We start from the raw sequence: 20,494 nt of genomic DNA, 5'->3' as shown, positions 1-20,494 counted from the left end.
CGCTACTTGACGCTGCCCGACACCAGGCCGCCGGCGATGTACCGCTGCGAGACCAGGAAGAAGACCATTACGGGAAGCGCGGCCAGCACTGCACCGGCGCAGAAGATGCCCCAGTTCTGCGACTGGAAGCCCGACACGAGCTGGAACAGGCCGATGGCGACCGTCTGCTGGTTCGGGTCGGTCAGGACGACGCTCGCGATCGCGAACTCACCGATCACGCCGATGAAGGTCAGCAGACCGATGACGACGAGGATCGGCACCACCAGCGGCAGCATGATCGTGAAGAACACGCGCGCGTGGCCGGCGCCGTCGATCTTCGCGGCCTCGTCGATCGCCGTCGGCACGGTGTTGAAGAACCCGTACATCAGGAACGTGTTCACTCCCAGTGCGCCGCCGAGGTAGATCATGATCAGGCCCGCATGCGTGCCGAGACCGATGGCGGGGAACACGTCGCTGATCTGGATCATGAGCAGGAAGATGGCGGTGATCGCCAAGAGCTGCGGGAACATCTGCAGGACGAGCAGGGTCATCAGCCCGAATCGGCGGCCCGTGAAGCGCATGCGCGAGAACGCATAGGCGCCCATCGCGCACAGCAGCACCGTGAACACACTCGTGACGATCGCGATGAGCAGCGAGTTCGCGTACCAGCGCGGGTACGGGATGTCGGGGTCGGTCAGGAGACGCTGGTAGTTGCCGAGATCGAACGCTCGGAACAGCTGGTTGGATCCGGTCAGCGTGCCGACCGGGTTGAGCGAGACCGAGAGGATGTACAGCAGCGGGAACACCGCGAACACGATCGCCACCCAGGCGATGATGTGACGCCATCCGGTGTCCATGAACCAGCGCTTGAAGGACTGCCGACGATGAGGGACGGCGTCGGGCGTCACCCCATCCTTCGCCTGACCGAAGATGACGCCCTCTCTGATGCCGACGGCGCCGACCTCGGCGACCGGCGCACCGCCGGGATTGCGGCGAGTCGATGGCGTGGAGTTCTCGTTCTCGCTCATCAGTTCAAGTCCTCCAGTGCCTTGGTCTGCCGGAAGCTGACCACCGCGACCACCGTCACGATGATGAAGATCAGGATCGACAGTGCCGATGCGAGACCGAGGTCGCGCCCCCCACCGCCGCCGAACGCCACTTTGTAGACCATCGTGATCATGATGTCGGTGGCGCCGATGTCCAGCGTCGTGTCTGTGAAGCGCGGATTGCCTCGGGTGAGCATGTAGATCACGCCGAAGTTGTTGAAGTTGTAGGCGAACGTCGCGATCAGCAGTGGGGCGACGGCCACGAACAGCAGCGGCAGCTTGACGGAGCGGAAGATGCGCCAGGCGCCCGCGCCGTCCATCTTGCCGGCCTCGATGATGTCCTCGGGCAGCGACTGCAGCGCTCCGGTGCAGACGAGGAACATGTACCCGTAGCCGAGCCACATGTTGACGAAGATCACGCTGAATCGAGCGAGCCAGGGGTCTGCGAGCCAGGGGATCTGCGCGCCGCCGAGCAGCACCTGGTTGACGAAGCCGAACTCCTGATTGAGCATGCCGGCCCACACCAGCCCGGTCAGATATGCCGGGAACGCGTAGGGCAGGATCACCAGGATGCGGTAGATCCGCTTGCCGCGCAGGGTCGGGTGGTTGAGCACGATCGCCAGGAACAGACCGAGCGCGAAGCAGACCAGGGTGGAGAGCGCGGCGAACGCGAAAGTCCAGATCGTCACGCGGATGAGGGGATCGCGGATCTGGTCGTTCGTGAAGGCATACGCGAAGTTGTCCCAGCCGATCACGACGCGCCAGCCGGGTGTGAGGGTCGTCCCGTCTTCCGCCGCGAAGTCACCGGTTCCGTCGTCGACGAACACCTGACCCGTGTCTGTGTTCGTGAAGGTGTCCGCCGCTTCGTCGTAGACGAGGCTCGACACGTAGACATAGGCCTTCTGGCCGTCCGAGGTGCGCAGTGTGCCGTCGTTGATGTCGTCCGAGATCGGCACGTTGACCGCAAGGACTTCGTCCTGGAAGCGGATGACCTGGCTGAGGTTCAGCTCGTCCCACCCGTCGGGCGCTGCGTTGACCGATTCCAACGGCTGCTCGCTCGTACCGAAACTGAGATCTCCCCCAGGCTCGGCGACGAGCAGGCCGAACTGGTCGGCCTGCTTGAAGACCTGCACGGTGTACTCGGGCGAGTCCGGCACGCGGGTCTGCGACGTGCTGATGATCTGCTCGATCGCGTCGTCTTTGGTGCTGTTGTGCGCGTCGCCGGCATTCGTGAATGCGATGAAGCCGGTGTAGATGATCACGAAGACCTGGAAGATCGCGAGGAAGGCAAGTCCCGGGGTGAGGTACTTCCCGGGCAGGAGACCCGGTCGGAGGTACACGTAGTTCACGCCGATGACCACCAGCGCGAGGATCGCCGCGGTGATGAAATCGCCCTTGGCGATCAGGACCCAGACGCCGAAGACGGTCAGGGCATCGATGATGCCCAGCAGCACGATCTTGACGACGAGAGCGAGAAGGCCGCCCGAGGTCAGCCGGCGAGCCGGCTTGTGGAAGGGATCGTCACCCCACGAGGAGGGCTTCGAAGCTGCGGCGCCTTTCGGCTTCACGGTGCCTTGGTCGGTCGCCATCGAGGGACGCTCCTTCATCGCAGTGTCTGACTACAGATTAGACAGGTGGGTGAGGCCGCAACAGCCTCACCCACCCGTGGTCCTACAGCGTGCTAGATCTTGCCCTGGATGTTGGTCGCGGCCGTCTCCCAGACGGTCGCCGGGTCGCCACCCTCACCCTTGATGATCTGCAGCTCGGCGTTGCCCCAGTCGGACCATACGGCGCCCATCTCGGGGATGGAGGGCATCGGAGCGCCCTTCTGGCCGATCGCGCCGAAGGCGAGCACGTCGGGGTTGTCCGCCGCCGCCGTCTCGTATGCCGCGATCAGTGCCGGCGGACGCCCACCCACTTCGTACAGCGCGAGCTGCGCGTCCTCGGTGCTGAGGTAGTTGACGATGAAGTTCGTCGCCGCCAGCGCGTTGGTCGACTTGCTCGAGAGGAAGAAGCCGTTCACACCGACGAACGGACGGGCCTCCTGGCCACCGGCGCTCGGAAGCGGGTCGACAGCGTAGTTGATGCCGGCCTCGGCGATCGCGGGGATGTTCCACGGTCCGGTCAGGTAGTACGGGGACTGCCCGGCCACGAAGAACTCGCGCGCCTTGTCGCCGTCGATGTTCGCGTTGAACACGCCGGTGCCCGTCGCGCCCTGCGTCGCGAGCCAGCCGGCGAAGGCCTCACCGGCTGCGTCGCCGAGCACGAGCTGCGAGGCGTCGTAGCTGCCGTCGGCGTTCTGAGCGAACACCTGCGAGCCGAACGAGGTCTGCAGCGGGTACAGGTGGTACGGGTCGCCCTGCTCGGGGCTCAGGCCCACCAGGAACGGGTACTGCGTGCCGGCAGCCTTGCCGTTGGCGATGACCTCGTCGAAGGTCGTCGCGGGCTGGGCCACCAGGTCGGTGTTGCGCACGAGGGCCACGTTCTCGATCGAGTACGGCACGCCGTAGACCTTGCCGTCGTACGTCATCGCCTGGATGGACGCCTCGGCGAAACCGTCGGCGACGTCGCCCAGCTCGAGCGGCGCGACGACACCGGCGGCGACGTACGCGCCGAGCTTGTCGTGCGGGCTCACGATGATGTCGGGGCCCTTGCCGGTCGGAACCTGGCTGATGAAGTCCTGGTCGACCGTAGCGAAGTCCTTCGTCACGAGCTTGACATCGATGCCGGTCTCTTCCGTGAAGCTCGCGGCCACATCTTCGAGGGCGGGCTTGCGCTCGATGTCGACCCAGACCGTGATGGGGGCCGAATCCGCGCTGTCGCCGCTGTCGCCGCTGTCGCCGTTGTCGCTTCCGCCGCTGGCGCATCCGCCCAGCAGGATCATGCTGCCGGCGATGAGCGCCCCGACGCCGATCGCGCTCTTCCTGTTCACCTTCATCGGTGTGCCTCTCTTACGTGCAAATAGGGGGTGTGACCGGCCGACGCCGGTGCACTGCACCGTTGGAGGCCGTTCTCTGTCGCTCGCGAAACTGCAAGCGCTTACATTTTTACCATGATCCCCCCGTAGCGCAAGACTCCGCGGGCCCGATCGATACGGGTTTGTGACTTCCCGGCTCATGATGTCGCCTCATCGGGCGCCGATGTGTGCAAGCGCTTACATGCCGACGGTCACGCGGGCGCCGGTGGGAGGCGGGATTAGACTTCCGGGCATGGCTGATTCTTCCTTCGACATCGTGAGCAAAGTCGACCACCAGGAGGCGGACAACGCCCTGCAGCAGGCCCGCAAGGAGGTCGAGCAGCGCTACGACTTCAAGGGCACGGGCGCGTCGATCGAGTGGAGCGGCGAGGCGGTGCTGATCAAGGCGAGCACCGAAGAGCGCGCCAAGGCAGTGCTCGACGTCTTCCAGTCCAAGCTCGTCAAGAGGGGCATCTCGCTCAAGAGCCTGGAGTCGGGTGATCCCGTCGCGGGCAGCAAGGAGTATCGCATCACCTCCACGATCAAGGACGGCATCTCTCAGGAGAACGCCAAGAAGATCGGCAAGATCATCCGCGACGAAGGGCCGAAGGGCGTGAAGTCGCAGATCCAGGGGGACGAGCTCCGCGTGCAGTCCAAGAGCCGCGATGACCTCCAGGAAGTGCAGCGACTGCTCAAGGCCGCCGACCTCGAGGTGGACCTGCAGTTCATCAACTACCGGTAGCGCAGGGCCTGCACCTCACCACATCGTCCCTCCGGGATCAACCCCGTGCTCGCGGTCGATCTCCGCGGCTATGGTCGCGGCATGGACGCTGCTGAGATCCGCTGGAACGAACAGGCCCGCGCGAAGATCCTCGACGATTCGGACCGAGTCCTGCGAGAAGCGGTGCTCGCCGTCGCGGGAGCCCACGGCGGAGGGTCGTCGGATGACGCGTTCGCCGAGCTCAACGCCCGACTCAAAGACCGCTTCATCGACTACGAGCCCGGTCCGGATCTGCGCAAGTACGCCGATGCGATCGCAGCGGGTGAGATCGCGGGGCCGAGCGAATAAGGCTCTGTCAGGCGGGGTTGTCAACCCCCGGCAAGAGGTCGCCGGCCGGTCGTAGCCTCGAACACATGTCCGATACAGATCACACCGACAACGTCCTGGGCGCCACCGCCTCGACCGACAATCCCGCCGCCAAGGATCCTTCCGACTGGGTCACCGGCGATGAGCCGATGACCGCCCCGCAGCGCAGCTATCTCGACACACTCGCCCGCGAGGCCGGCGAGGAGATCTCCGCGGATCTGACGAAAGCCGAAGCGTCCGAGCACATCGAGCGGCTCCAGGCGAAGACCGGTCGGGACTCTTCGACCGACGCCTAGAGTCCGCGTCACCCGGCCTGTCGCCACCGGCCGGCCGGGTGCACAATGTCAGGCATGACCGAGCCAGGCGCGAGCGAGCCCGACCCAGTGACACAACCGGATGCCGCGCTCGGCCGTCGCGCGCAGATGCTCGCCACCGAGCACTGGGGCCTGCTCGCCGCTCGCAGCACAGCGCAGAGCGAAGTGCTCACACGCATCACGATCTTCCTGACGCTCGTCTCGGCCGGCCTGATCACGATCGGGCTGCTGGGTCAGGCATCCGGATTCGACGGGTGGTTCACGCCGGCGATGCTGGCGATCCTCGCTTTCCTCTGCCTGATCGGCCTGCTGACCGTCATCCGTGTGATGAACGTGTCGGAGGAGGACATGATGTATGTCGTCGCGATGAACAGGCTGCGGGGTGCCTACGTCGACCTCGATCCCGGCATCCAGGAGTACTTCCTCGCCTCGACCTACGATGACGAGCCCGGGATGCAGCGGACGTATTCGTTTCTGCGCACCCGCAACGCCAGCCACCTGCTGGGCAGTTCGTCGCTGCTGCTGTTCGTCGTGGACGCGTGCGTGTTCGGCCTCTTCGCCGGTGCGATCACGGTTGCCGCCGGCGGCTCCATCGGCTGGGCGATCACGCTCGGCGTCGTGGTCGGGCTCGCGGTCCTGGTCGCGCTGGGGTTCTACTCGGGAACGGGTTATCGCGGCACCTGGCGCCGGTACATCCCCCGCAGAACGACACCCCCCGGGCCGGCGCCGTTCCGGCGGTCGTGAGTCCTCACACGTAGGTGCCCGGTGCGAGGGGCAGGCGCTTCGTGCCGAGCGAACCCATCACCCAGCGGTCGAGTCGCTCGTAGGCGATGTCGCGGGCGTCCGCGCGCGACAGGAAGATGTCGTGCAGAGCGCCCGCGATCCGCTCGACGGTCACAGCGTCGCCGAGCCGCAGCGCGGCGCGCGCGATGTCGTCCACCACCAGGACGGTGTCGGCCCACGGCATCCCGGGGCGTTTCGATCGACACTGCGGCTGAGGTGATGGCGTGCGTCGGTTGCGCGCGCTAGACATGAAGTCATGGCGTCCCCACCCCTCCTCCTCGGACCGATGCTGCGTCATACCGACGAGACCAGCGCATCGGTGTGGGTCGAAACCGCGGAGGAAGCAGTGGTCGCGGTGCGCGCCGACGATCGGGAATGGACCTCTCGCACTTTCATCGTTCACGGGCATCACTACGCCCTCGTCGAGGTCGACGGCCTCGCTCCCGGTTCGGTGCTGCCCTACCGGGTCTTCGTCAACGGCGAGGGCGTGTGGCCGGAGGTCGATTCGCCGCTGCCGCACCCGGTCATCGCCACCCTGTCCCCGCAGCGCCGTCTGCGCATGGCGTGGGGGTCCTGCCGCACGAGCGTCGATCACGACGCGGCCGGCAACCGCAGCCACGGCGTCGACGCGATGCGCACCTTCGCCCTCGCGCTGAGCGAGGACGAATCACTGCGGCCAGACCTCATCCTCCTGTTGGGCGATCAGGTCTATGCCGACATGACGACGGAGGCCATGCAGGAATTCATCCGCAGCCGGCGCGACATCCACGAACCGCCCGGCAAGGAGCTGAAGGACTACGAGGAGTACGCGCATCTGTACAGCCTCGCCTGGTCGGACGACGCCAACCGCTGGCTGCTCTCGACCCTGCCGAGCACCATGATCTTCGACGATCACGACGTCCGCGACGACTGGAACGCGTCTCTGGACTGGAAGAAGCAGATGGAGGCGACCTCGTGGTGGCATGGCCGCATCGTGGCCGGTCTGGCCTCGTACTGGGTGTATCAGCACCTCGGCAACCTCTCGCCGTCGGCGCGCGCTCAGGACGAGATCTGGCAGCTCGTCGCCGGGCATTCCGGCCCCGAAGAACTGGATCTCACCGAAACCCTGGATGCCTTCGCCGCGCGGGTCGACCAGGAACCGCGGACCTACAGTTTCAGCTACCGCCGGGACTTCGGCGACATCCGCCTGGTCGTGGTGGATTCCCGCGCGGCGCGCGACCTCACTCCCACCGCGCGAGCGCTCGTCGACTCGACGGAGTGGGAGTGGCTGGATGGACAGCTGGAGGGCGGCATCCGTCACCTGCTCATCGCCACTTCGCTCCCCTTTCTGCTGCCGATCGGGCTGCATCACGTCGAGGCGTGGGATGAGGCGATCTCGCAGGGAGCCTGGGGCCGGGCGGCGGCGCAAATCGGCGAGCGCCTGCGCCAGATGGTCGATCTCGAGCACTGGGCAGCGTGGCAGAACAGCTTCCAGTCCCTCGCCCGGATCGTGACCGACATCGCCGACGGCAAGCGCGGCTCCTCACCCGAGACGGTCATGTTCCTCTCCGGCGACGTGCACTTCTCCTACATCGCTGAGGTCGATCGCGAGGGGGGCGGTCGGATCGTGCAGGCGGTGTGCTCCCCGGTGCGCAATCCGCTCCCCATCCTGATGCGGTGGTTCTCGGTGGTGATGTCCTATGGACTGGCCCGACCCGTAGGTGCCATCGTCGCCCGCTCGGCGAAGGTGCCGGACCCGCCCTTCGGCTGGTCGACGCTGAAGGGGCCATGGTTCGACAACAACCTGTCGGTGCTCCAGGACTCGCCGCAAGGCCTCGAGCTCACGTGGCACAAGGGCGTCGTCGAGCACGATGAACGGCATCCGCGGATGGAGGAGGTCTCGCGGATCGTGGTGGCGCCGCGCGGCTCAGCCGCCTGATTGCTCGTTCGAGGCGCCGCACGATACGGAGGAGATGCGCAAACCGGAGGGCCGGTACGCCGGATTTCATCCTCCGCTCCGCGCATCTCCTCCGGTGCGCGCACTCAAGCTCCCGCCCGGTGCATCCCCTGCGCGACGGCGCGCATGATGGTGTCCTGAACCTCGTGCCACCGATCGATCATCTGGCCGTATCCGACGCGTATCACGTGGTACCCGAGGAGCATCAGCGCCGCATCGTGGGCGATGTCCGTTTCGCGCTGGCGACCGACGTGGTGTCCACCGTCGATCTGCAGCACGAGGCGTTCGCCGATCAGCAGGTCTACGCGCCGCCGGGCGATCCAGACCTGTCGGCGAAGCGGCAGCTTCAGCCACCTCAGCCGGCGCACCGCGAAGGATTCCAACCCTGAGTCGGCGAACGGTGTGACCTGCTGGGCGAGCTGGCGGGCAGCGGGCGGAAGGTTCATCCGGCGAAGCGCCTGCAGGTCGACGAGGCCCTTGTTGAGCGCGGACTCCCAGATGGCCAGCGCGACCTCGAACGGCCGGCACGTTGCCACCAGCCCGACCACGTTCTCGACGGGGTCGACGAGGATGTTCGGATGCCGCGGCACGAGCGGGCGCGACCAGTGCACGACCGCGGCGACGGGTCCGACCCGACTGGCATGGGCGGGCGCCGCGACGTGCAGGGATTCGTCCTCGAGGACCCATAATCCCCTTCGGCGTGCCTGCGTGATGCAGGAGAGAACGACACCGTGACGCGCTGCGGCGACCAGGTTCGGATCTGCGCCGGGCGTGCGCACCCAGCCGTTGCGGACACGCAGGATCGCTTCAGCGTGGAGAGCCTGACCGATCGCCCCTCTGCTCCATCCCGCATCGACGAGGACACGCACCCGCACCACTCCACCAGCCAGAGCGACCGCATCCCGAATCGCTTCCGTCCGCGCTGCCGCAGCATCCCGTTCCACAGGCATGTCATCGACCTTGGCGACTCGACAACACCGCCATCCGCTGCGACGGTGCTGCCGTGCCGAACGCGGGTGGCAGCAGGGCTGGGGAGGAGGCGACGCCGTGCGAAACGGAGGAGATGCGCAAACGGGAGGGCCGATACGCCGGATCTCATCCTCCGTCTTGCGCATCCCCTCCGGTTCAGAACGACAGCGCTACTCCGCGCGCGAGACGTCCACCATCTCGTCGCGCGGTACGACCTTGATGCGGGCCCGTCCGTGCGGCGCGCCGAGCGCGACCTCGTGCTCGTCCAGACGGTGCCAGCCCTCCAGGTCGGTCCAGCGCACGCCGCGCTCGGCGAGCAGTCCAGGGATCGCCCCCTCGGACGGATCCACCGGCTGCCACCACGAGCCCTGGTCGTTGATGATGTGGCGCACCGTCTCCATGGCGTCCGATTTGGTGTGACCGATCAGGCCGACCGGTCCGCGCTTGATCCAGCCCGTCGCGTAGACGCCGGGAACCCGGTCGTTCGAGTCCTTCCGCAGCGCCTGGCCCTCGTGGTTCGGGATCACGCCGTGGCGCTTGTCGAACGGGACGCCGGGAAGGGGCGAGCCGAAGTATCCGACGGCGCGATAGATCGCCTGGATGGGAACCTCGCGGATCTCGCCCGTGCCGATCACTCCGCCCTCGCCGTCCGGTCGCGTGCGCTCCCACCGGAACGCCGCGACGCGGCCGTCGTCGTCGGCGACGACCTCGAGCGGCTTGGCGTAGAAGTGCAGGTGAAGGCGACGGGATGCCTCTCCCCCGGCGTTGTTGACCGACGGGCGCTTGCGCCAGGCCTGCAGCACTCGGTCGATCACCATGACCTGCTTGTTGCTGGCGATCGCCGCCCGCGAGGCATCGTCGTAGTCGAAGTCCTCGTCGTAGACGACCATGTCGACGTCCCGCAGCTCGCCGAGCTCGCGCAGCTCGAGCGGCGTGAACTTCACCTGAGCGGGACCACGGCGTCCGAAGACGTGCACATCAGTGACGGCGCTCGACGCGAGACCGCGGTAGACGTTCTCGGGGACCTCGGTCGGCAGCAGGTCCTCCGCATGCTTGGCCAGCATGCGCGACACGTCGAGCGCGACGTTGCCGTTTCCGATGACGGCGACGGATGCGGCATCCAAGGGCCACTCGCGCGGGACGTCGGGGTGGCCGTCGAACCAGCTGACGAAATCCGCCGCGCCGTACGAGCCGATCGCGTCGATGCCCGGGATGTCCAGGCCGGCGTCGCGGATCGCGCCGGTCGCGAAGATCACCGCGTTGTAATGGCGCTTGAGGTCTTCCAGCGTGATGTCCTCGCCGAAGCGGACGTTGCCGAACAGGCGGATGTCGCCGCGGTCGAGCACCTCCCGCAGGGCAGTGACGATGCCCTTGATGCGCGGGTGGTCGGGCGCGACCCCGTAGCGGACCAGGCCGTACGGCGCGGGCAGCTGCTCGAACAGGTCGATCGAGACGTCGAACTTGCGCTCGGCCTTCAACAGGATGTCGGCGGCGTAGATGCCGGCCGGTCCTGCACCGACGATGGCCAGCCTGAGCTTGGTCATGAGGGTCCTTTCGGGTCACGGTAGCGCGCGGCGCTGCGACACGCTCGGCGACCGATGGGTCAGCTGGAACGGTCCGCGACGGCCTCGGCGAAACGGGTGAGCGCCTCGCGCACCGCTCCGTCCGGCAGCGGGGCGAGCGCCTCGACGGCTTCGCTCGACCACGCATGCGCGAGGTCCAGGGTGGCCTGGGTGGCGTCGTGCTGTCGCAGCTCGGCCAGTTCGTCATCGAGGATCGCGGGGTCGGCGCCGGCGGCGATCTGCTCGACGCCTGCGTCGATGCGCACGCGGAGGGCGACCGATGCCGCATCCGTGCGCTGTCCGAGCACGAGGTACGGCATCGTGGGCACACCCGCGCGCAGGTCGGTGCCCGGAACCTTTCCGGTCTCGGTCGGATCGTCGGAGAGATCGATGACGTCATCCAGCAGCTGGAACGCGACGCCGACCTTCTCGCCGTAGGCCACGACCGGCTGCTCGAACTCCGCAGGTCCGTTGGAGAAGATGATGCCAGCCTGGGCGGCGGCTGCGATGAGGGAACCGGTCTTGTCGGAGAGCACCTTCAGGTAGAACGCCACTCGGTCCTCACCGTCCTGCGGACCGACGGTCTCGTGCATCTGACCGAGGACGAGTCGCTCGAACGTGTCGGCCTGCAGCCGGATGGCCCGGTCGCCCTGCCGGGCCATGATCTGGCTCGCACGCGAGAAGAGCAGATCACCGGTGAGGATCGCGACGCTGTTGCCCCATACGGCGTGCGCACTGGGCACACCGCGGCGCTTGTCGGCGGCATCCATCACGTCGTCGTGGTACAGCGTTCCCAGGTGGGTCATCTCCAGGGCTGTCGCACCGAGGATGACGTTCTCGTCTGCACCGTCGCCCAGCTGCGCGGTGATCAGGGCGAGCATGGGCCGGACGCGCTTGCCGCCTGCCTCGTACAGATAGCGGCTGGCGGCGTCGGCGATCTGATCGGTCATGCGCAGCTCATCGGCCAGGACGCGGTCGACTTCGGCGAGGCCCGCGTTGACGGCGGAGCGCAGCTTGCGGGATCGATTCCCGGCGAAAGTGCGGTCGGTGAGGCCCAGCTTGCCCGCGACCCGCGAGCCCGACGCTGAGGGAGTCACCCGCTCAGCCTACCGGCCGCGGGCTTGGTCGCCCGGTGCAGGGCGACGATGCCCATCGACAGGTTGCGGTGGGCGACATTCACCCAGCCGGCCTCGCGGATCCAGTTCGCCAGCGTGCGCTGATCGGGCCAGTCGCGGATCGACTCGTTGAGGTAGTCGTACGCGTCTGCGTTCGAGCTCACCGCCTTGGCGACCACGGGCAGCACGCGGTCGTTGTAGAAGCGGTACAGGCCGTTGAACGAGCGCGACGGCGGCCGGGAGAACTCGCAGATCACCAGGCGCCCGCCGGGCTTGGCGACCCGCAGGAGTTCGCGCAGCGCCTTCTTGGGCTCGTTGACGTTGCGCAGCCCGAACGACATCGTCACCGTGTCGAATTCGTCGTCGGCGAATGGCAGCGCCGTGGCGTCCGCCTCGATGAAAGTGAGATTCGGGATGCCGCCGCCCGGCGCGTGCGCACCGTGACGGCGCTGCCCTTCGGCGATCATGCCGGGCGAGAAGTCCGCGGCGACGACCTCGGCCCCGCTCTTGGCCAGCGCGACCGAGCTCGCACCCGTGCCCGCGGCGAGGTCGAGGATCCTCTGGCCGCGGCGGGGAGCCACCGCGCGCGTGGTCGCGACCCGCCACATGCGGTCGTTGCCCATGCTCAGCACCGTGTTGGTGCGGTCGTAGTTCTTGGCGACCTGGTCGAACATGCCGCTCACGCGGGCGGGGTCCTTGTGCAGGTCGGCCCGGTTGTTCCCGTGATCGGCATTCACGCCTGCACCCCCGGTTCGGCGAGGTCCAGGGCGGCGAGGCGTTCCAGCCACGCGTCCGCGGTGGCGTCGTCGAACGGGGCGACGCCGTCTCGGACACGCTTCTCGAGGTCGACCGCGAGCGCTTCCAGCTTGCCGACGACCTCGAGCGGGTATCCATACGAGACGCGGTGCTCGTCCCATTCGTCCCGGTCGTCGATCCAGATGCCGCGGCCGTCGACGGCGTTGACGACGTCCAGATCCATGTCGATGCCGGTCGGCTCCAGGGCGCCGTCGCGCTCCGCCCACCGCAGGTCCCAGCCGAGGTCGATGTAGACCCGGTAGGTGGCCGGCGGCGCGACGTTCACCGTGAGTGCGTAGTCCCCGCTCGGCGGCATGAGGGTGACGTTGTCGGCACCGACCAGATAGTCGCGCTCGGGCCGGGTGCTGCGCCAGCCGGCGCGCTGGCCGAACCAGTCGCCCCAGCGGTCGGAGCCGAGGTACACGCAGTCGTGCACCCAATGCGGTCCGCCGTCCCACTTTCGCCACCGGAACTGCACGCGCGTGCCCGGCTCGGGCCGAGCCGGCGGTGTCGGGGGCGGGGTGCTCATCACGCCCCAGTTTATGTCGGCCCGCGCATGGTGCAGCGCTCTACGCTGGAGGGGTGACCGATCCGCGCGAGCCGCTGCCGCCTCGCCTGCGGGTGGTGACGCGGGAGGTGGACCCGCAGGAGGAAGTCCTCACGTTCGCGTCGCCGTCGAATCCCACGTACTGGAGCCGGCGCACTGATGCGATCGCCGCGTACGGCGAGACTGTCGGTTTCGTGCGCGTCGCCGGTGGGGGCATCGACTTCGGCGCGCAGTGGCGTGCTTTAGCCGCGAACGCCGAGATCAACGACCCTCTGAGGCTCCCGGGCACCGGGCTGGTCGCGTTCGGATCCTTCGCTTTCGACTCGCTGTCCTCCGGCAGCACGCTGTGCGTTCCGTCGCTCATCGTGGGGCGCCGGGCCGGACGCTCCTGGGTCACGCGCATCACGCGCGCCGACGATGACTCCGCCGCGGCATCGGAGGACGACCTTCCGCAGCGCACGGAGTTCGGGCCGTACTGGTCCGCCACCCTCGGTCCCGGCGCGCTCGATCACGCCGGCTACCAGGCAGCGGTGCGGGGTGCGCTGTCGGCGATCGCGGCCGGCGAGGTGAGCAAGGTCGTGCTCGCGCGCGAGCTGGCCGGATCGCTCCCGAGCGGATCCGACCTGCGCCGCTTGGCGCGTGCGCTCGCCTCGGGCTACCCCGACTGCTGGACGTATGCCGTGGACGGCATCATCGGCGCGAGCCCCGAGACGCTCGTCACGGTCTCGGGAGGAACGGTGACGGCGCGCGTCCTGGCCGGCACAGCCGCACGCGGCGCCGATGCGGACGCCGATACCGCGGCATCCCTCGCCCTCGCCACGAGCGCGAAAGACCAGGACGAGCATCTCTACGCGGTGCAGAGCGTTCTGGCATCCCTTCGCCCGCACACGAGCGCCCTCGCCGCGAGCGAGCAGCCGTTCACGCTCAAACTGCCCAACGTCTTCCACCTCGCGACCGATGTGGAGGGCGAGCTGAGCGACGGCGCTTCCGCGCTCGATCTCATCGCCGCCCTGCACCCGACCGCGGCCGTCGCGGGAACGCCCACGGATGCCGCGCTGCGAGTCATCCGGCGCCTCGAGCCGCTGGACCGCGGGCGCTACGCCGGTCCCGTCGGGTGGGTCGACGCGAACGGAGACGGCGAGTGGGCGATCGCGCTTCGGTGCGCGCAGTTCGATCTCGATGCGAGTGACGGCATTCCGCTGCGCGCCCACGCCGGCGCGGGCATCGTCGCCGGAAGCGATCCCGAGGCCGAGCTGCTCGAGACCCGGGTCAAGTTCCGCCCGATCGTGGATGCGCTCGCATGAGCGGGGCTGTCGCGTCTCTGCCCACTCGGGGCGACGCCGTCCTGACGAACCTGCGACTCGTCGACGGGATCGACCCGGCACCGCAGGAGGGCCGGGCGATCGTCATCCGCGAGGGCGTGATCTCCGCCATCGTTCCGGAGGCGGATGCCGGTGCGGAGGCGATCGGCCTCGGCGGAGCGTTCGTCATGCCGGGCTTGATCAACATGCACACGCACTTCTCGCTCTCGCTGCCCGGCCCGGGCGGCGACGCCGTGAGCGCGCTGGATGACCACGAGCTCACGCTCTACATGGCCGATGGCGCGAGGCGCACGCTGCTGTCGGGCGTGACGACGGTGCGCTGCGTCGCCGAGAAGGGTGGCGCGGACTTCGCCCTGCGGCGCGCCATCGAGGCGGGACACGTGCCCGGTCCGCGCATCTTCACCGCCGGACGCGGCCTCTGCTGCACCGGCGGGCACGGCCACGACACTGACGACACCCTCGAATGCGACGGCGCGGATGCCTTCGCCCACGGTGTGCGCAGCCAGATCAAGGCGGGGGCCGACCTGATCAAGCTCATGATCTCGGGCGGGATCGCCGGCGAGCACGAGCAGATCACCACTCCCCAGCTGACCCGCGCCGAGATGGGCGCCGCCATCTCGACCGCGCACGCGTGGGGACGCAAAGTCACCGCGCACGCCGGCCCCGCGGCGATCATCGCCGAAGCCGTCGAGCTGGGTCTGGATTGCGTCGAGCACGGATACGAACTCACGCCCGACGTCGCCGCGCTCATGGCCGAGCGAGGCGTGGCGCTGGTGCCGACCCTCGTCGTGACCAGGGCCGGCGCGTTCTTCGACGACCTCGGGGTCCCGTCGTGGATGCAGGAGCGCTCGCTCGACGCGGGCCCCCGGCATCTGCAGTCCTACCGCTACGCGCTCGATGCCGGCGTGGAGGTGCTGCTGGGCAGCGACATGCCGCCGTTCTGGGACTTCGAAGGGACCAGCGCGGTCGTGCGCGAGCTCGAGCACATGCAGGCCGGCGGGCTGGCGGCATCCGAGGTTCTCGCCGCGGCGACCGCAGCGCCCGCGCGCTGGCTCGACGCGGGCGACCGGGTGGGCACGCTGCAGCCGGGGCGCTTCGCGGACCTCATCGTGATGCCGGGCGACCCGACCGCCGATACGTCGGCGCTGCGCGGCATCGAGTTCGTGATGAAGGGCGGCGTCGTGGTGCGCGACGACGCCGCCGTTCAGGAGCGGGGGCGGGCGCGATGACCGGCGACGAACGCACGGAACTGTACGACCTCAGTGTCGTCGTCGAGAGGATCGAGGGCCGCTCGGTCTGCGGCATGAAGGTCGGGGACCACATCGACCTTGTTCAGAGCAGCCGACTGTGCCTCCCCGACGGCGGACACTTCTGCCTGTACGCGCTGCAGGCGGTGATGCCGCTGCTTCCGGCCAAGCAGCGGCAGCTGCCTCCGGGCGACTGGCTGGAGCGCGACGACCTCGTCGCCTGCCCCGACCCCGACGAGCGCCTCATCATGCGGATCGTGAGGACCGGCATCCACTCGATCCCGACCGACGAGCTGACGTGAGCCCGCTCCAGGTCTCGCTCGGGCTGCAGACCGACAAGGCGCCCGGCCAGTACGCCCGGCTGGCCGAGCTCGCGGAAGAGCTCGGCTTCGACGGTGTGAGCGTGTTCTCCGACATGCTCTACCAGCCTCCGATCGCCGCACTGCTCGAGATGGCCGGCGCTACGTCGCGCATTCGCCTGGGCTGCGCGTGCTGGAATCCGTACACGCTGCACCCGTATGAGATCGCCGGGCAGTTCGCCGCGGTGGATGCCGCCTCCTCCGGTCGCGCCTACCTCGGGCTGGCGAGAGGGTCCTGGCTCGAGGCGATCGGACTCGAGGCTCCGCGGCCGCTGTCGCATCTGCGCGATGCCGTCGGTGTCATCCAGGCCCTGCTGGGCGGCGGGGGCGAGGGCTACGAAGGCTCGGCGTTCCGGCTCGAAACGGGGGTTCGACTGCGCTACCCGGTCGTGCGCGAGCGCGCACCGATCCTGATCGGCTCGTGGGGCCCGCACGGCATGGCACTGGCGGGTGAGCTCGCCGACGAGATCAAGGTGGGGGGCAGCGCGAACCCCGCGATGGTCGCCGTCGTGCGCGAACGACTGCGGCCGGGGCTCGATCGCGCCCACCGCGGCGCCGAGTCCGTCGGTGTGGTGCTGGGTGCGGTGACCGTGGTCGATCGGGACGGCGAGCACGCCCGCGCGCACGCGCGGCGTCAGGTGGCGATGTACCTCGACGTGATCGCCGCGCTGGATCCCACGGTCCGGCTTCCCGACGATCTGCTGCCGGCGATCCGCGCGCGCCTCGCCGACGGGGACGAGGAGGGCGCCGGCCGTCTCGTCCCGCGGGATGTGCTGGACCTGTTCGCGTTCGCAGGTACCCCCGACGACATCGCTGCGCAGGCGCAGCTGCTCGCCGACGCCGGCGTGGATCGCATCGAGTTCGGAACCCCGCACGGCATCGACGCGGCCGAGGGCATCCGGCTCCTCGGGGTCGAGGTGCTGCCGCAACTGCGGTAGCGCTCAGCTGAGCAGTCGTGCGCGCAGGGGCTCCAGGCCCATCGGACCCAGACCCAGTGCGTCGCGGTGGAAGTCCCGGAGCGAGAACGCGTCGCCGTCGACGGCCTGCCGCGCGGACCGCGCCTCGTTCCACAGCCGCGCGCCGACCTTGAAGGCGAGCGCCTGCCCCGGCCAGCCGAGGTAGCGGTCCACTTCGAACCCGGCCAGGTGCGGCTCGACGAGCGCGAAGTCGACGAGCATGCGCCGGGCGAGCTCCGGCGACCACCCGGATTCGGCGACCAGGGTGTTCTGCGGGATGGGCCAGCCGGTGTGCAGGCCGATGTCGGCGACGATGCGCACCGAGCGCCAGATCTGTCCCAGCAGCAGCCCGAGCCGCTCGGCGGGGTCGCGGATGAGTCCGAGCTCGTCGGCGAGCTGCTCGGCATAGTGCGCCCAGCCCTCCGCATACCCGTGGATGTGGCACAGGTGCCGCTGCCACGGATGCAGACCCGGGTCCGAGGCGGTCACGACGAACTGCAGGTGGTGCCCGGGCAGGCCCTCGTGGTGCACACTCGTGACCTCCTGCCAGGTCGCGGCGACCGGGATTCCGCTGGGGATCGTCCACACGATCCGGCTCGGCACCGACCCGTCGGGCGGGGCGGGCGTGTAGTAGACCACGCCGCTCGAGGCCTCGGCGACCACGCAGTCGACCCTGTGGATGCCGGGCGGCAGCTCGAACGCATCCGCGAGCGCGTCGGTGGTCTCGGCGACCCGCTGCTCGAGCCACGCGCGGATCGCAGGGACTCCGTCGAGGCGGTAGCGCGGGTCCTCGTCGAGCATCGCGGCTGTGGAGCGGACCGGGTCGGCGCCGATTCCACCGAGCTCCCGCGCGAGGTGCCGAGCTTCGTCGACGAGGCGCTCCAGCTCCGCCCACCCGTAGGTGTAGGTGTCGGCCAGGTCGATTCGGGCGCCGAGCATCGCGGCGGCGAGGTCTGCGTAGACCTGCGCACCGACCCCGTCGGTCGTGGGGGCGACCGGGCGCAGCTCGTCACGCAGCACGGCGACGAGTTCGCCGAGTGTGGCGTTGGCCTCGTCGGCGGCGGCGCGCACGCGAGCTCGGGTCTCGGCATCCACCCCGTCGTCGATCGGCAGCGACCCGAACCAGTCGGCGTCGACCCAGAGCGCGACCTGATCGGCGAGGGTGTCGAGCTGCCGCACCGGCGCGATGCCCGTGCCGGTGAACCGGTCGGCGTGATCGCGCGCCCAGCGGAGGGCGTCGATGTACTGCCCTACGCCGTGGGGCACCGCTTCGAGCCGGGCGACGAGCTCGTCTCCGGCCGCGTCCGCGGTCACCGTGAGTCCCTCGACCGCGTAGCGGATCAGGTGCACGGGCGTCGCAAGGCCGGCGACGAGCCGCGGCGTGAAGCCGGTGTCGAACAGAAGGCGCTCTCGCTCGAGGCGCTCGGCGAGCGCGGCCCGGAGGGTGGGGTCTCCGGCATCCGGCGCCAGTGCGTCCAGCTGCGCCAGCATCTCACCCTGCAGCACGTACTTGCGCTGCAGCCACTCCGGCCCGATGTCGGCCAACGGCCCTGGGCTCGGCAGCCCCGCGGCCTGGGCCGCGTCGGGTTCGTGCGCGGCGAGCTCCGCCACATAGGCGTCGGCGATCCGGTGGACGGGGTCGGTGGAGTGGTTCACCGACCCAGCCTAAGCACACGCTCAGACCGAACGCTGATACGCCCTGATCGATCCCACCGCCCAGGCGAAGGCGAGCAGTGCGATCACGGTGAGGCCGGCCACCTGCCACCAGGCGTTCGCGGGATACTCGCCGCTCAGCCCGCCGCGCCCGAGTTCCACCGCCCATGTCATCGGGTTCCAGCGCGACACGCTCTGAACCCATTCGGGCATCAGTTCGGCGGGCATCATCGCTGTCGACAGAAAGGTCGCCGGCAGGACGATGAGTTGCGAAAGGCTGATCAGCGCGATCTGACTGCGGGTGATCAGCGCGACAGCGCTGGAGGCGCAGCAGAAGATCGACGCGAGCAGAGTGGCGACACCCAGCGCCGCGAGGATTCCGCCCGCTCCTCCCGGGTAGCGCGCTCCTCCCAGCCAGCCGATGCCGAGCACGACGAGTGATTGGGCAAGGCTGACGATCAGCTGCTGCGCCAGCTGGCCGGAGATGATCGCCGACCGCGCGATCGGCGAGGTGAGGTATTGATCCATCACCCCCGATGAGATGTCGTCGATGTACCCCGTGCCGGCCCACGCGCCTGAGTAGAGCACGGTCATCATGAGGATGCCGGGCACGAGGTAGTCGATGTAGCCCGCGCCGCCGAAGGCCGGCAGAACGCCGAGTGAGGCGAAGACCTGACCGAAGAGCAGGATCCAGATGATCGGCTGGATCAGCGACATCACCGGTCCCCACGCCTGCCGGAGGCTGGAGATGAGCCAGCGTCGCAGCACCTGGCCCGCTTGCGTGAACCAGCCTGCTCGGGCGGGGGCTGACAGGGAAAGGGCGAACGTGCTCATGCGGCGACTCCTGTCGTGTCAGCGGCTTCGGACGTGTTCGCGGAATCGCCGAAGGTGTGGCCGACGAAGTGCAGGTACACATCGTCGAGGGTGGGATGCGAGGCGGAGACCTGACCGAAACGGATGCCCGCAGCATCCAGAGCGCCGATCACCGCGCCGACGGACGCTGACGCGTCGTCGGTACGTGCAGCCAGGACCCCGTCGACTCCGGACGCCTCGATGATCACGTCGGTAAGGCCCGGGACTGCTGCCACGGCGGCGCGCACCGCGGTCGGATCCGGCTCGATCAGACTCACCCGCACCGAGTCGCCGTGCAGGGCGGCCTTCAGCTGTTCCGGCGTGCCCTGCACGACAGCGCGGCCTCGGTTGACCAGGAGCAGGTCGTCGGCAAGCCGGTCGGCTTCCTCCATGTAGTGCGTCGTGAGAACGACGGTGAGAGCCTCCTCGGCCGAGAGCCGACGGATCTCCGCCCACATCGCCGCTCGGGCTTCGGGATCAAGTCCGGTCGTCGGCTCGTCGAGAAAGAGCACCTGCGGACGATGCACGAGGGCCGCTGCAACATCGAGCCGGCGCCGCATGCCTCCCGAGAAGGTGCTCACCCGTCGACGGGAGGCGTCGGCCAACCCGAACTCATCCAGCAGCCGGCGCGCACGCACGCGGGAATCGGGGGCGTTCATGCCGCGCATCCGTCCGGCGATCTCGAGATTCTCACCGGCGGTGAGCACCGGGTCGGTGCTCGAGCCCTGCGAGACATACCCGATGACGGCGCGGACGGCGTCAGCGGCGCGATGGACGTCGAGTCCGGCCACCTGCGCCGCGCCGGAGGTGGGCGTGGAGAGAGTGGTGAGAATCCGGGTGGTCGTGGACTTGCCGGCGCCGTTCGGTCCGAGCAGGCCGAACACCCGGCCGGGAGAAACGGCGAAACTGAGGCCGTCCAGAGCACGCACGTCGCTCTTGCGCCCCCGCCCCGGGTACACCTTGGTGAGCGAGTCGGCGATGATGGCGTTGCTGTTGTTGTTCGCAGGCATGGCGAA

The 20,494-nt window shown here is 68.7% G+C and carries 21 protein-coding genes; 9 read left to right on the top strand and 12 right to left on the bottom strand.

Translation table 11 applies throughout. The features are described 5' to 3' along the window. Positions 1–2: 2 nt before the first annotated feature. From RWQ91_RS09775 to RWQ91_RS09765, 3 genes are all read right to left on the bottom strand, one after another. Entirely contained in the window at positions 3–1,007 is a 1,005-nt protein-coding gene (locus RWQ91_RS09775) for a sugar ABC transporter permease (RefSeq protein ID WP_314505414.1), read from the bottom strand. Further along, on the bottom strand, positions 1,007–2,614 hold the full coding sequence (locus RWQ91_RS09770) for an ABC transporter permease subunit (protein WP_314505411.1): 1,608 nt from the start codon (positions 2,612–2,614) through the stop codon (positions 1,007–1,009). The genes RWQ91_RS09775 and RWQ91_RS09770 overlap by 1 nt, the downstream gene beginning before the upstream one ends. A 92-nt stretch (positions 2,615–2,706) precedes the next feature. Then, complete coding sequence (locus RWQ91_RS09765; RefSeq protein ID WP_314505409.1) at positions 2,707–3,963, bottom strand: maltose ABC transporter substrate-binding protein; 1,257 nt, start codon at positions 3,961–3,963, stop codon at positions 2,707–2,709. Positions 3,964–4,234: 271 nt separating this feature from the next. On the opposite strand from RWQ91_RS09765, the gene RWQ91_RS09760 reads away from it, so the two are divergent. The 4 genes from RWQ91_RS09760 (at position 4,235) to RWQ91_RS09745 (ending at position 6,126) form a co-directional block, all read left to right on the top strand. Beyond that, entirely contained in the window at positions 4,235–4,723 is a 489-nt protein-coding gene (locus RWQ91_RS09760) for a YajQ family cyclic di-GMP-binding protein (RefSeq protein ID WP_314505406.1), read from the top strand. An 81-nt stretch (positions 4,724–4,804) separates the two neighbouring features. Then, positions 4,805–5,050, top strand: a complete 246-nt coding sequence (locus RWQ91_RS09755; RefSeq protein WP_314505403.1) for a hypothetical protein — start codon at positions 4,805–4,807, stop codon at positions 5,048–5,050. A gap of 65 nt (positions 5,051–5,115) precedes the next feature. After that, the gene (locus RWQ91_RS09750; protein ID WP_314505400.1) at positions 5,116–5,364 is read left to right on the top strand and encodes a DUF3072 domain-containing protein; all 249 of its coding nucleotides are present in this window, start codon (positions 5,116–5,118) and stop codon (positions 5,362–5,364) included. A gap of 54 nt (positions 5,365–5,418) precedes the next feature. Continuing rightward, positions 5,419–6,126 carry a hypothetical protein gene (locus RWQ91_RS09745; RefSeq protein ID WP_314505396.1) on the top strand — a complete coding sequence of 236 codons (708 nt, stop codon included), beginning with the start codon at positions 5,419–5,421 and terminating at the stop codon, positions 6,124–6,126. A 4-nt stretch (positions 6,127–6,130) separates the two neighbouring features. Here the strand turns inward: RWQ91_RS09745 and RWQ91_RS09740 are convergent, their stop codons facing one another. Next, a complete protein-coding gene (locus RWQ91_RS09740; protein ID WP_314505394.1) occupies positions 6,131–6,349 on the bottom strand; it encodes a hypothetical protein in 219 nt (72 codons plus the stop codon). Between the two features lie 72 nt (positions 6,350–6,421). Between RWQ91_RS09740 and RWQ91_RS09735 the strand changes: the two genes are divergently transcribed. Then, positions 6,422–8,083 (top strand): alkaline phosphatase D family protein, encoded by a 1,662-nt coding sequence (locus RWQ91_RS09735; protein WP_314505392.1) that lies wholly within the window; start codon positions 6,422–6,424, stop codon positions 8,081–8,083. A 104-nt stretch (positions 8,084–8,187) separates the two neighbouring features. On the opposite strand, the gene RWQ91_RS09730 is transcribed toward RWQ91_RS09735, so the two are convergent. From RWQ91_RS09730 to RWQ91_RS09710, 5 genes are all read right to left on the bottom strand, one after another. Continuing rightward, entirely contained in the window at positions 8,188–9,051 is an 864-nt protein-coding gene (locus RWQ91_RS09730) for a DUF559 domain-containing protein (RefSeq protein WP_314505391.1), read from the bottom strand. A gap of 189 nt (positions 9,052–9,240) precedes the next feature. Next, positions 9,241–10,614, bottom strand: a complete 1,374-nt coding sequence (locus RWQ91_RS09725; protein ID WP_314505390.1) for an FAD-dependent oxidoreductase — start codon at positions 10,612–10,614, stop codon at positions 9,241–9,243. Positions 10,615–10,673: 59 nt separating this feature from the next. Further along, on the bottom strand, positions 10,674–11,729 hold the full coding sequence (locus RWQ91_RS09720; protein WP_314505388.1) for a polyprenyl synthetase family protein: 1,056 nt from the start codon (positions 11,727–11,729) through the stop codon (positions 10,674–10,676). Beyond that, positions 11,726–12,484 carry a demethylmenaquinone methyltransferase gene (locus RWQ91_RS09715; protein ID WP_314505387.1) on the bottom strand — a complete coding sequence of 253 codons (759 nt, stop codon included), beginning with the start codon at positions 12,482–12,484 and terminating at the stop codon, positions 11,726–11,728. Before RWQ91_RS09715 ends, RWQ91_RS09720 begins: the two co-directional genes overlap by 4 nt. Continuing rightward, positions 12,481–13,071, bottom strand: a complete 591-nt coding sequence (locus tag RWQ91_RS09710) for a hypothetical protein (protein WP_314505385.1) — start codon at positions 13,069–13,071, stop codon at positions 12,481–12,483. Before RWQ91_RS09710 ends, RWQ91_RS09715 begins: the two co-directional genes overlap by 4 nt. A 53-nt stretch (positions 13,072–13,124) precedes the next feature. Here RWQ91_RS09710 and RWQ91_RS09705 point away from each other — a divergent pair, with 53 nt between their 5' ends. The 4 genes from RWQ91_RS09705 to RWQ91_RS09690 are packed head-to-tail and all read left to right on the top strand — an operon-like array spanning position 13,125 to position 16,955. Further along, a complete protein-coding gene (locus tag RWQ91_RS09705; RefSeq protein WP_314505383.1) occupies positions 13,125–14,393 on the top strand; it encodes an isochorismate synthase in 1,269 nt (422 codons plus the stop codon). Next, entirely contained in the window at positions 14,390–15,640 is a 1,251-nt protein-coding gene (locus RWQ91_RS09700; RefSeq protein ID WP_314505381.1) for an amidohydrolase family protein, read from the top strand. The genes RWQ91_RS09705 and RWQ91_RS09700 overlap by 4 nt, the downstream gene beginning before the upstream one ends. After that, positions 15,637–15,960, top strand: a complete 324-nt coding sequence (locus RWQ91_RS09695; RefSeq protein ID WP_314505378.1) for a TIGR04076 family protein — start codon at positions 15,637–15,639, stop codon at positions 15,958–15,960. Before RWQ91_RS09700 ends, RWQ91_RS09695 begins: the two co-directional genes overlap by 4 nt. Next, positions 15,957–16,955 carry an LLM class flavin-dependent oxidoreductase gene (locus tag RWQ91_RS09690; protein ID WP_314505375.1) on the top strand — a complete coding sequence of 333 codons (999 nt, stop codon included), beginning with the start codon at positions 15,957–15,959 and terminating at the stop codon, positions 16,953–16,955. Before RWQ91_RS09695 ends, RWQ91_RS09690 begins: the two co-directional genes overlap by 4 nt. A gap of 3 nt (positions 16,956–16,958) precedes the next feature. On the opposite strand, the gene RWQ91_RS09685 is transcribed toward RWQ91_RS09690, so the two are convergent. The 3 genes from RWQ91_RS09685 to RWQ91_RS09675 are packed head-to-tail and all read right to left on the bottom strand — an operon-like array spanning position 16,959 to position 20,488. After that, entirely contained in the window at positions 16,959–18,629 is a 1,671-nt protein-coding gene (locus RWQ91_RS09685; protein WP_314505373.1) for a DUF885 domain-containing protein, read from the bottom strand. Positions 18,630–18,650: 21 nt separating this feature from the next. Continuing rightward, positions 18,651–19,460, bottom strand: a complete 810-nt coding sequence (locus tag RWQ91_RS09680) for an ABC transporter permease (protein WP_314505370.1) — start codon at positions 19,458–19,460, stop codon at positions 18,651–18,653. After that, complete coding sequence (locus tag RWQ91_RS09675) at positions 19,457–20,488, bottom strand: ABC transporter ATP-binding protein (RefSeq protein WP_314505368.1); 1,032 nt, start codon at positions 20,486–20,488, stop codon at positions 19,457–19,459. Before RWQ91_RS09675 ends, RWQ91_RS09680 begins: the two co-directional genes overlap by 4 nt. Positions 20,489–20,494: the final 6 nt, after the last annotated feature.

The sequence above is a fragment of the uncultured Microbacterium sp. genome (assembly GCF_963524805.1).
In the GTDB taxonomy this organism is placed as follows: domain Bacteria; phylum Actinomycetota; class Actinomycetes; order Actinomycetales; family Microbacteriaceae; genus Microbacterium.
This window is presented reverse-complemented; position numbering and strand designations above follow the sequence as displayed.

Bases quoted from the DNA above. Each gene is read 5' to 3' on its own strand.
- RWQ91_RS09770 (WP_314505411.1), bottom strand. From the start codon at position 2,614: ATGGCGACCGACCAAGGCACCGTGAAGCCGAAAGGCGCCGCAGCTTCG.
- RWQ91_RS09680 (WP_314505370.1), bottom strand. From the start codon at position 19,460: ATGAGCACGTTCGCCCTTTCCCTGTCAGCCCCCGCCCGAGCAGGCTGG.
- RWQ91_RS09755 (WP_314505403.1), top strand. From the start codon at position 4,805: ATGGACGCTGCTGAGATCCGCTGGAACGAACAGGCCCGCGCGAAGATC.
- RWQ91_RS09710 (WP_314505385.1), bottom strand. From the start codon at position 13,071: ATGAGCACCCCGCCCCCGACACCGCCGGCTCGGCCCGAGCCGGGCACG.
- RWQ91_RS09725 (WP_314505390.1), bottom strand. From the start codon at position 10,614: ATGACCAAGCTCAGGCTGGCCATCGTCGGTGCAGGACCGGCCGGCATC.
- RWQ91_RS09735 (WP_314505392.1), top strand. From the start codon at position 6,422: ATGGCGTCCCCACCCCTCCTCCTCGGACCGATGCTGCGTCATACCGAC.
- RWQ91_RS09750 (WP_314505400.1), top strand. From the start codon at position 5,116: ATGTCCGATACAGATCACACCGACAACGTCCTGGGCGCCACCGCCTCG.
- RWQ91_RS09745 (WP_314505396.1), top strand. From the start codon at position 5,419: ATGACCGAGCCAGGCGCGAGCGAGCCCGACCCAGTGACACAACCGGAT.
- RWQ91_RS09765 (WP_314505409.1), bottom strand. From the start codon at position 3,963: ATGAAGGTGAACAGGAAGAGCGCGATCGGCGTCGGGGCGCTCATCGCC.
- RWQ91_RS09675 (WP_314505368.1), bottom strand. From the start codon at position 20,488: ATGCCTGCGAACAACAACAGCAACGCCATCATCGCCGACTCGCTCACC.
- RWQ91_RS09775 (WP_314505414.1), bottom strand. From the start codon at position 1,007: ATGAGCGAGAACGAGAACTCCACGCCATCGACTCGCCGCAATCCCGGC.
- RWQ91_RS09740 (WP_314505394.1), bottom strand. From the start codon at position 6,349: ATGCCGTGGGCCGACACCGTCCTGGTGGTGGACGACATCGCGCGCGCC.
- RWQ91_RS09695 (WP_314505378.1), top strand. From the start codon at position 15,637: ATGACCGGCGACGAACGCACGGAACTGTACGACCTCAGTGTCGTCGTC.
- RWQ91_RS09730 (WP_314505391.1), bottom strand. From the start codon at position 9,051: ATGCCTGTGGAACGGGATGCTGCGGCAGCGCGGACGGAAGCGATTCGG.
- RWQ91_RS09700 (WP_314505381.1), top strand. From the start codon at position 14,390: ATGAGCGGGGCTGTCGCGTCTCTGCCCACTCGGGGCGACGCCGTCCTG.
- RWQ91_RS09760 (WP_314505406.1), top strand. From the start codon at position 4,235: ATGGCTGATTCTTCCTTCGACATCGTGAGCAAAGTCGACCACCAGGAG.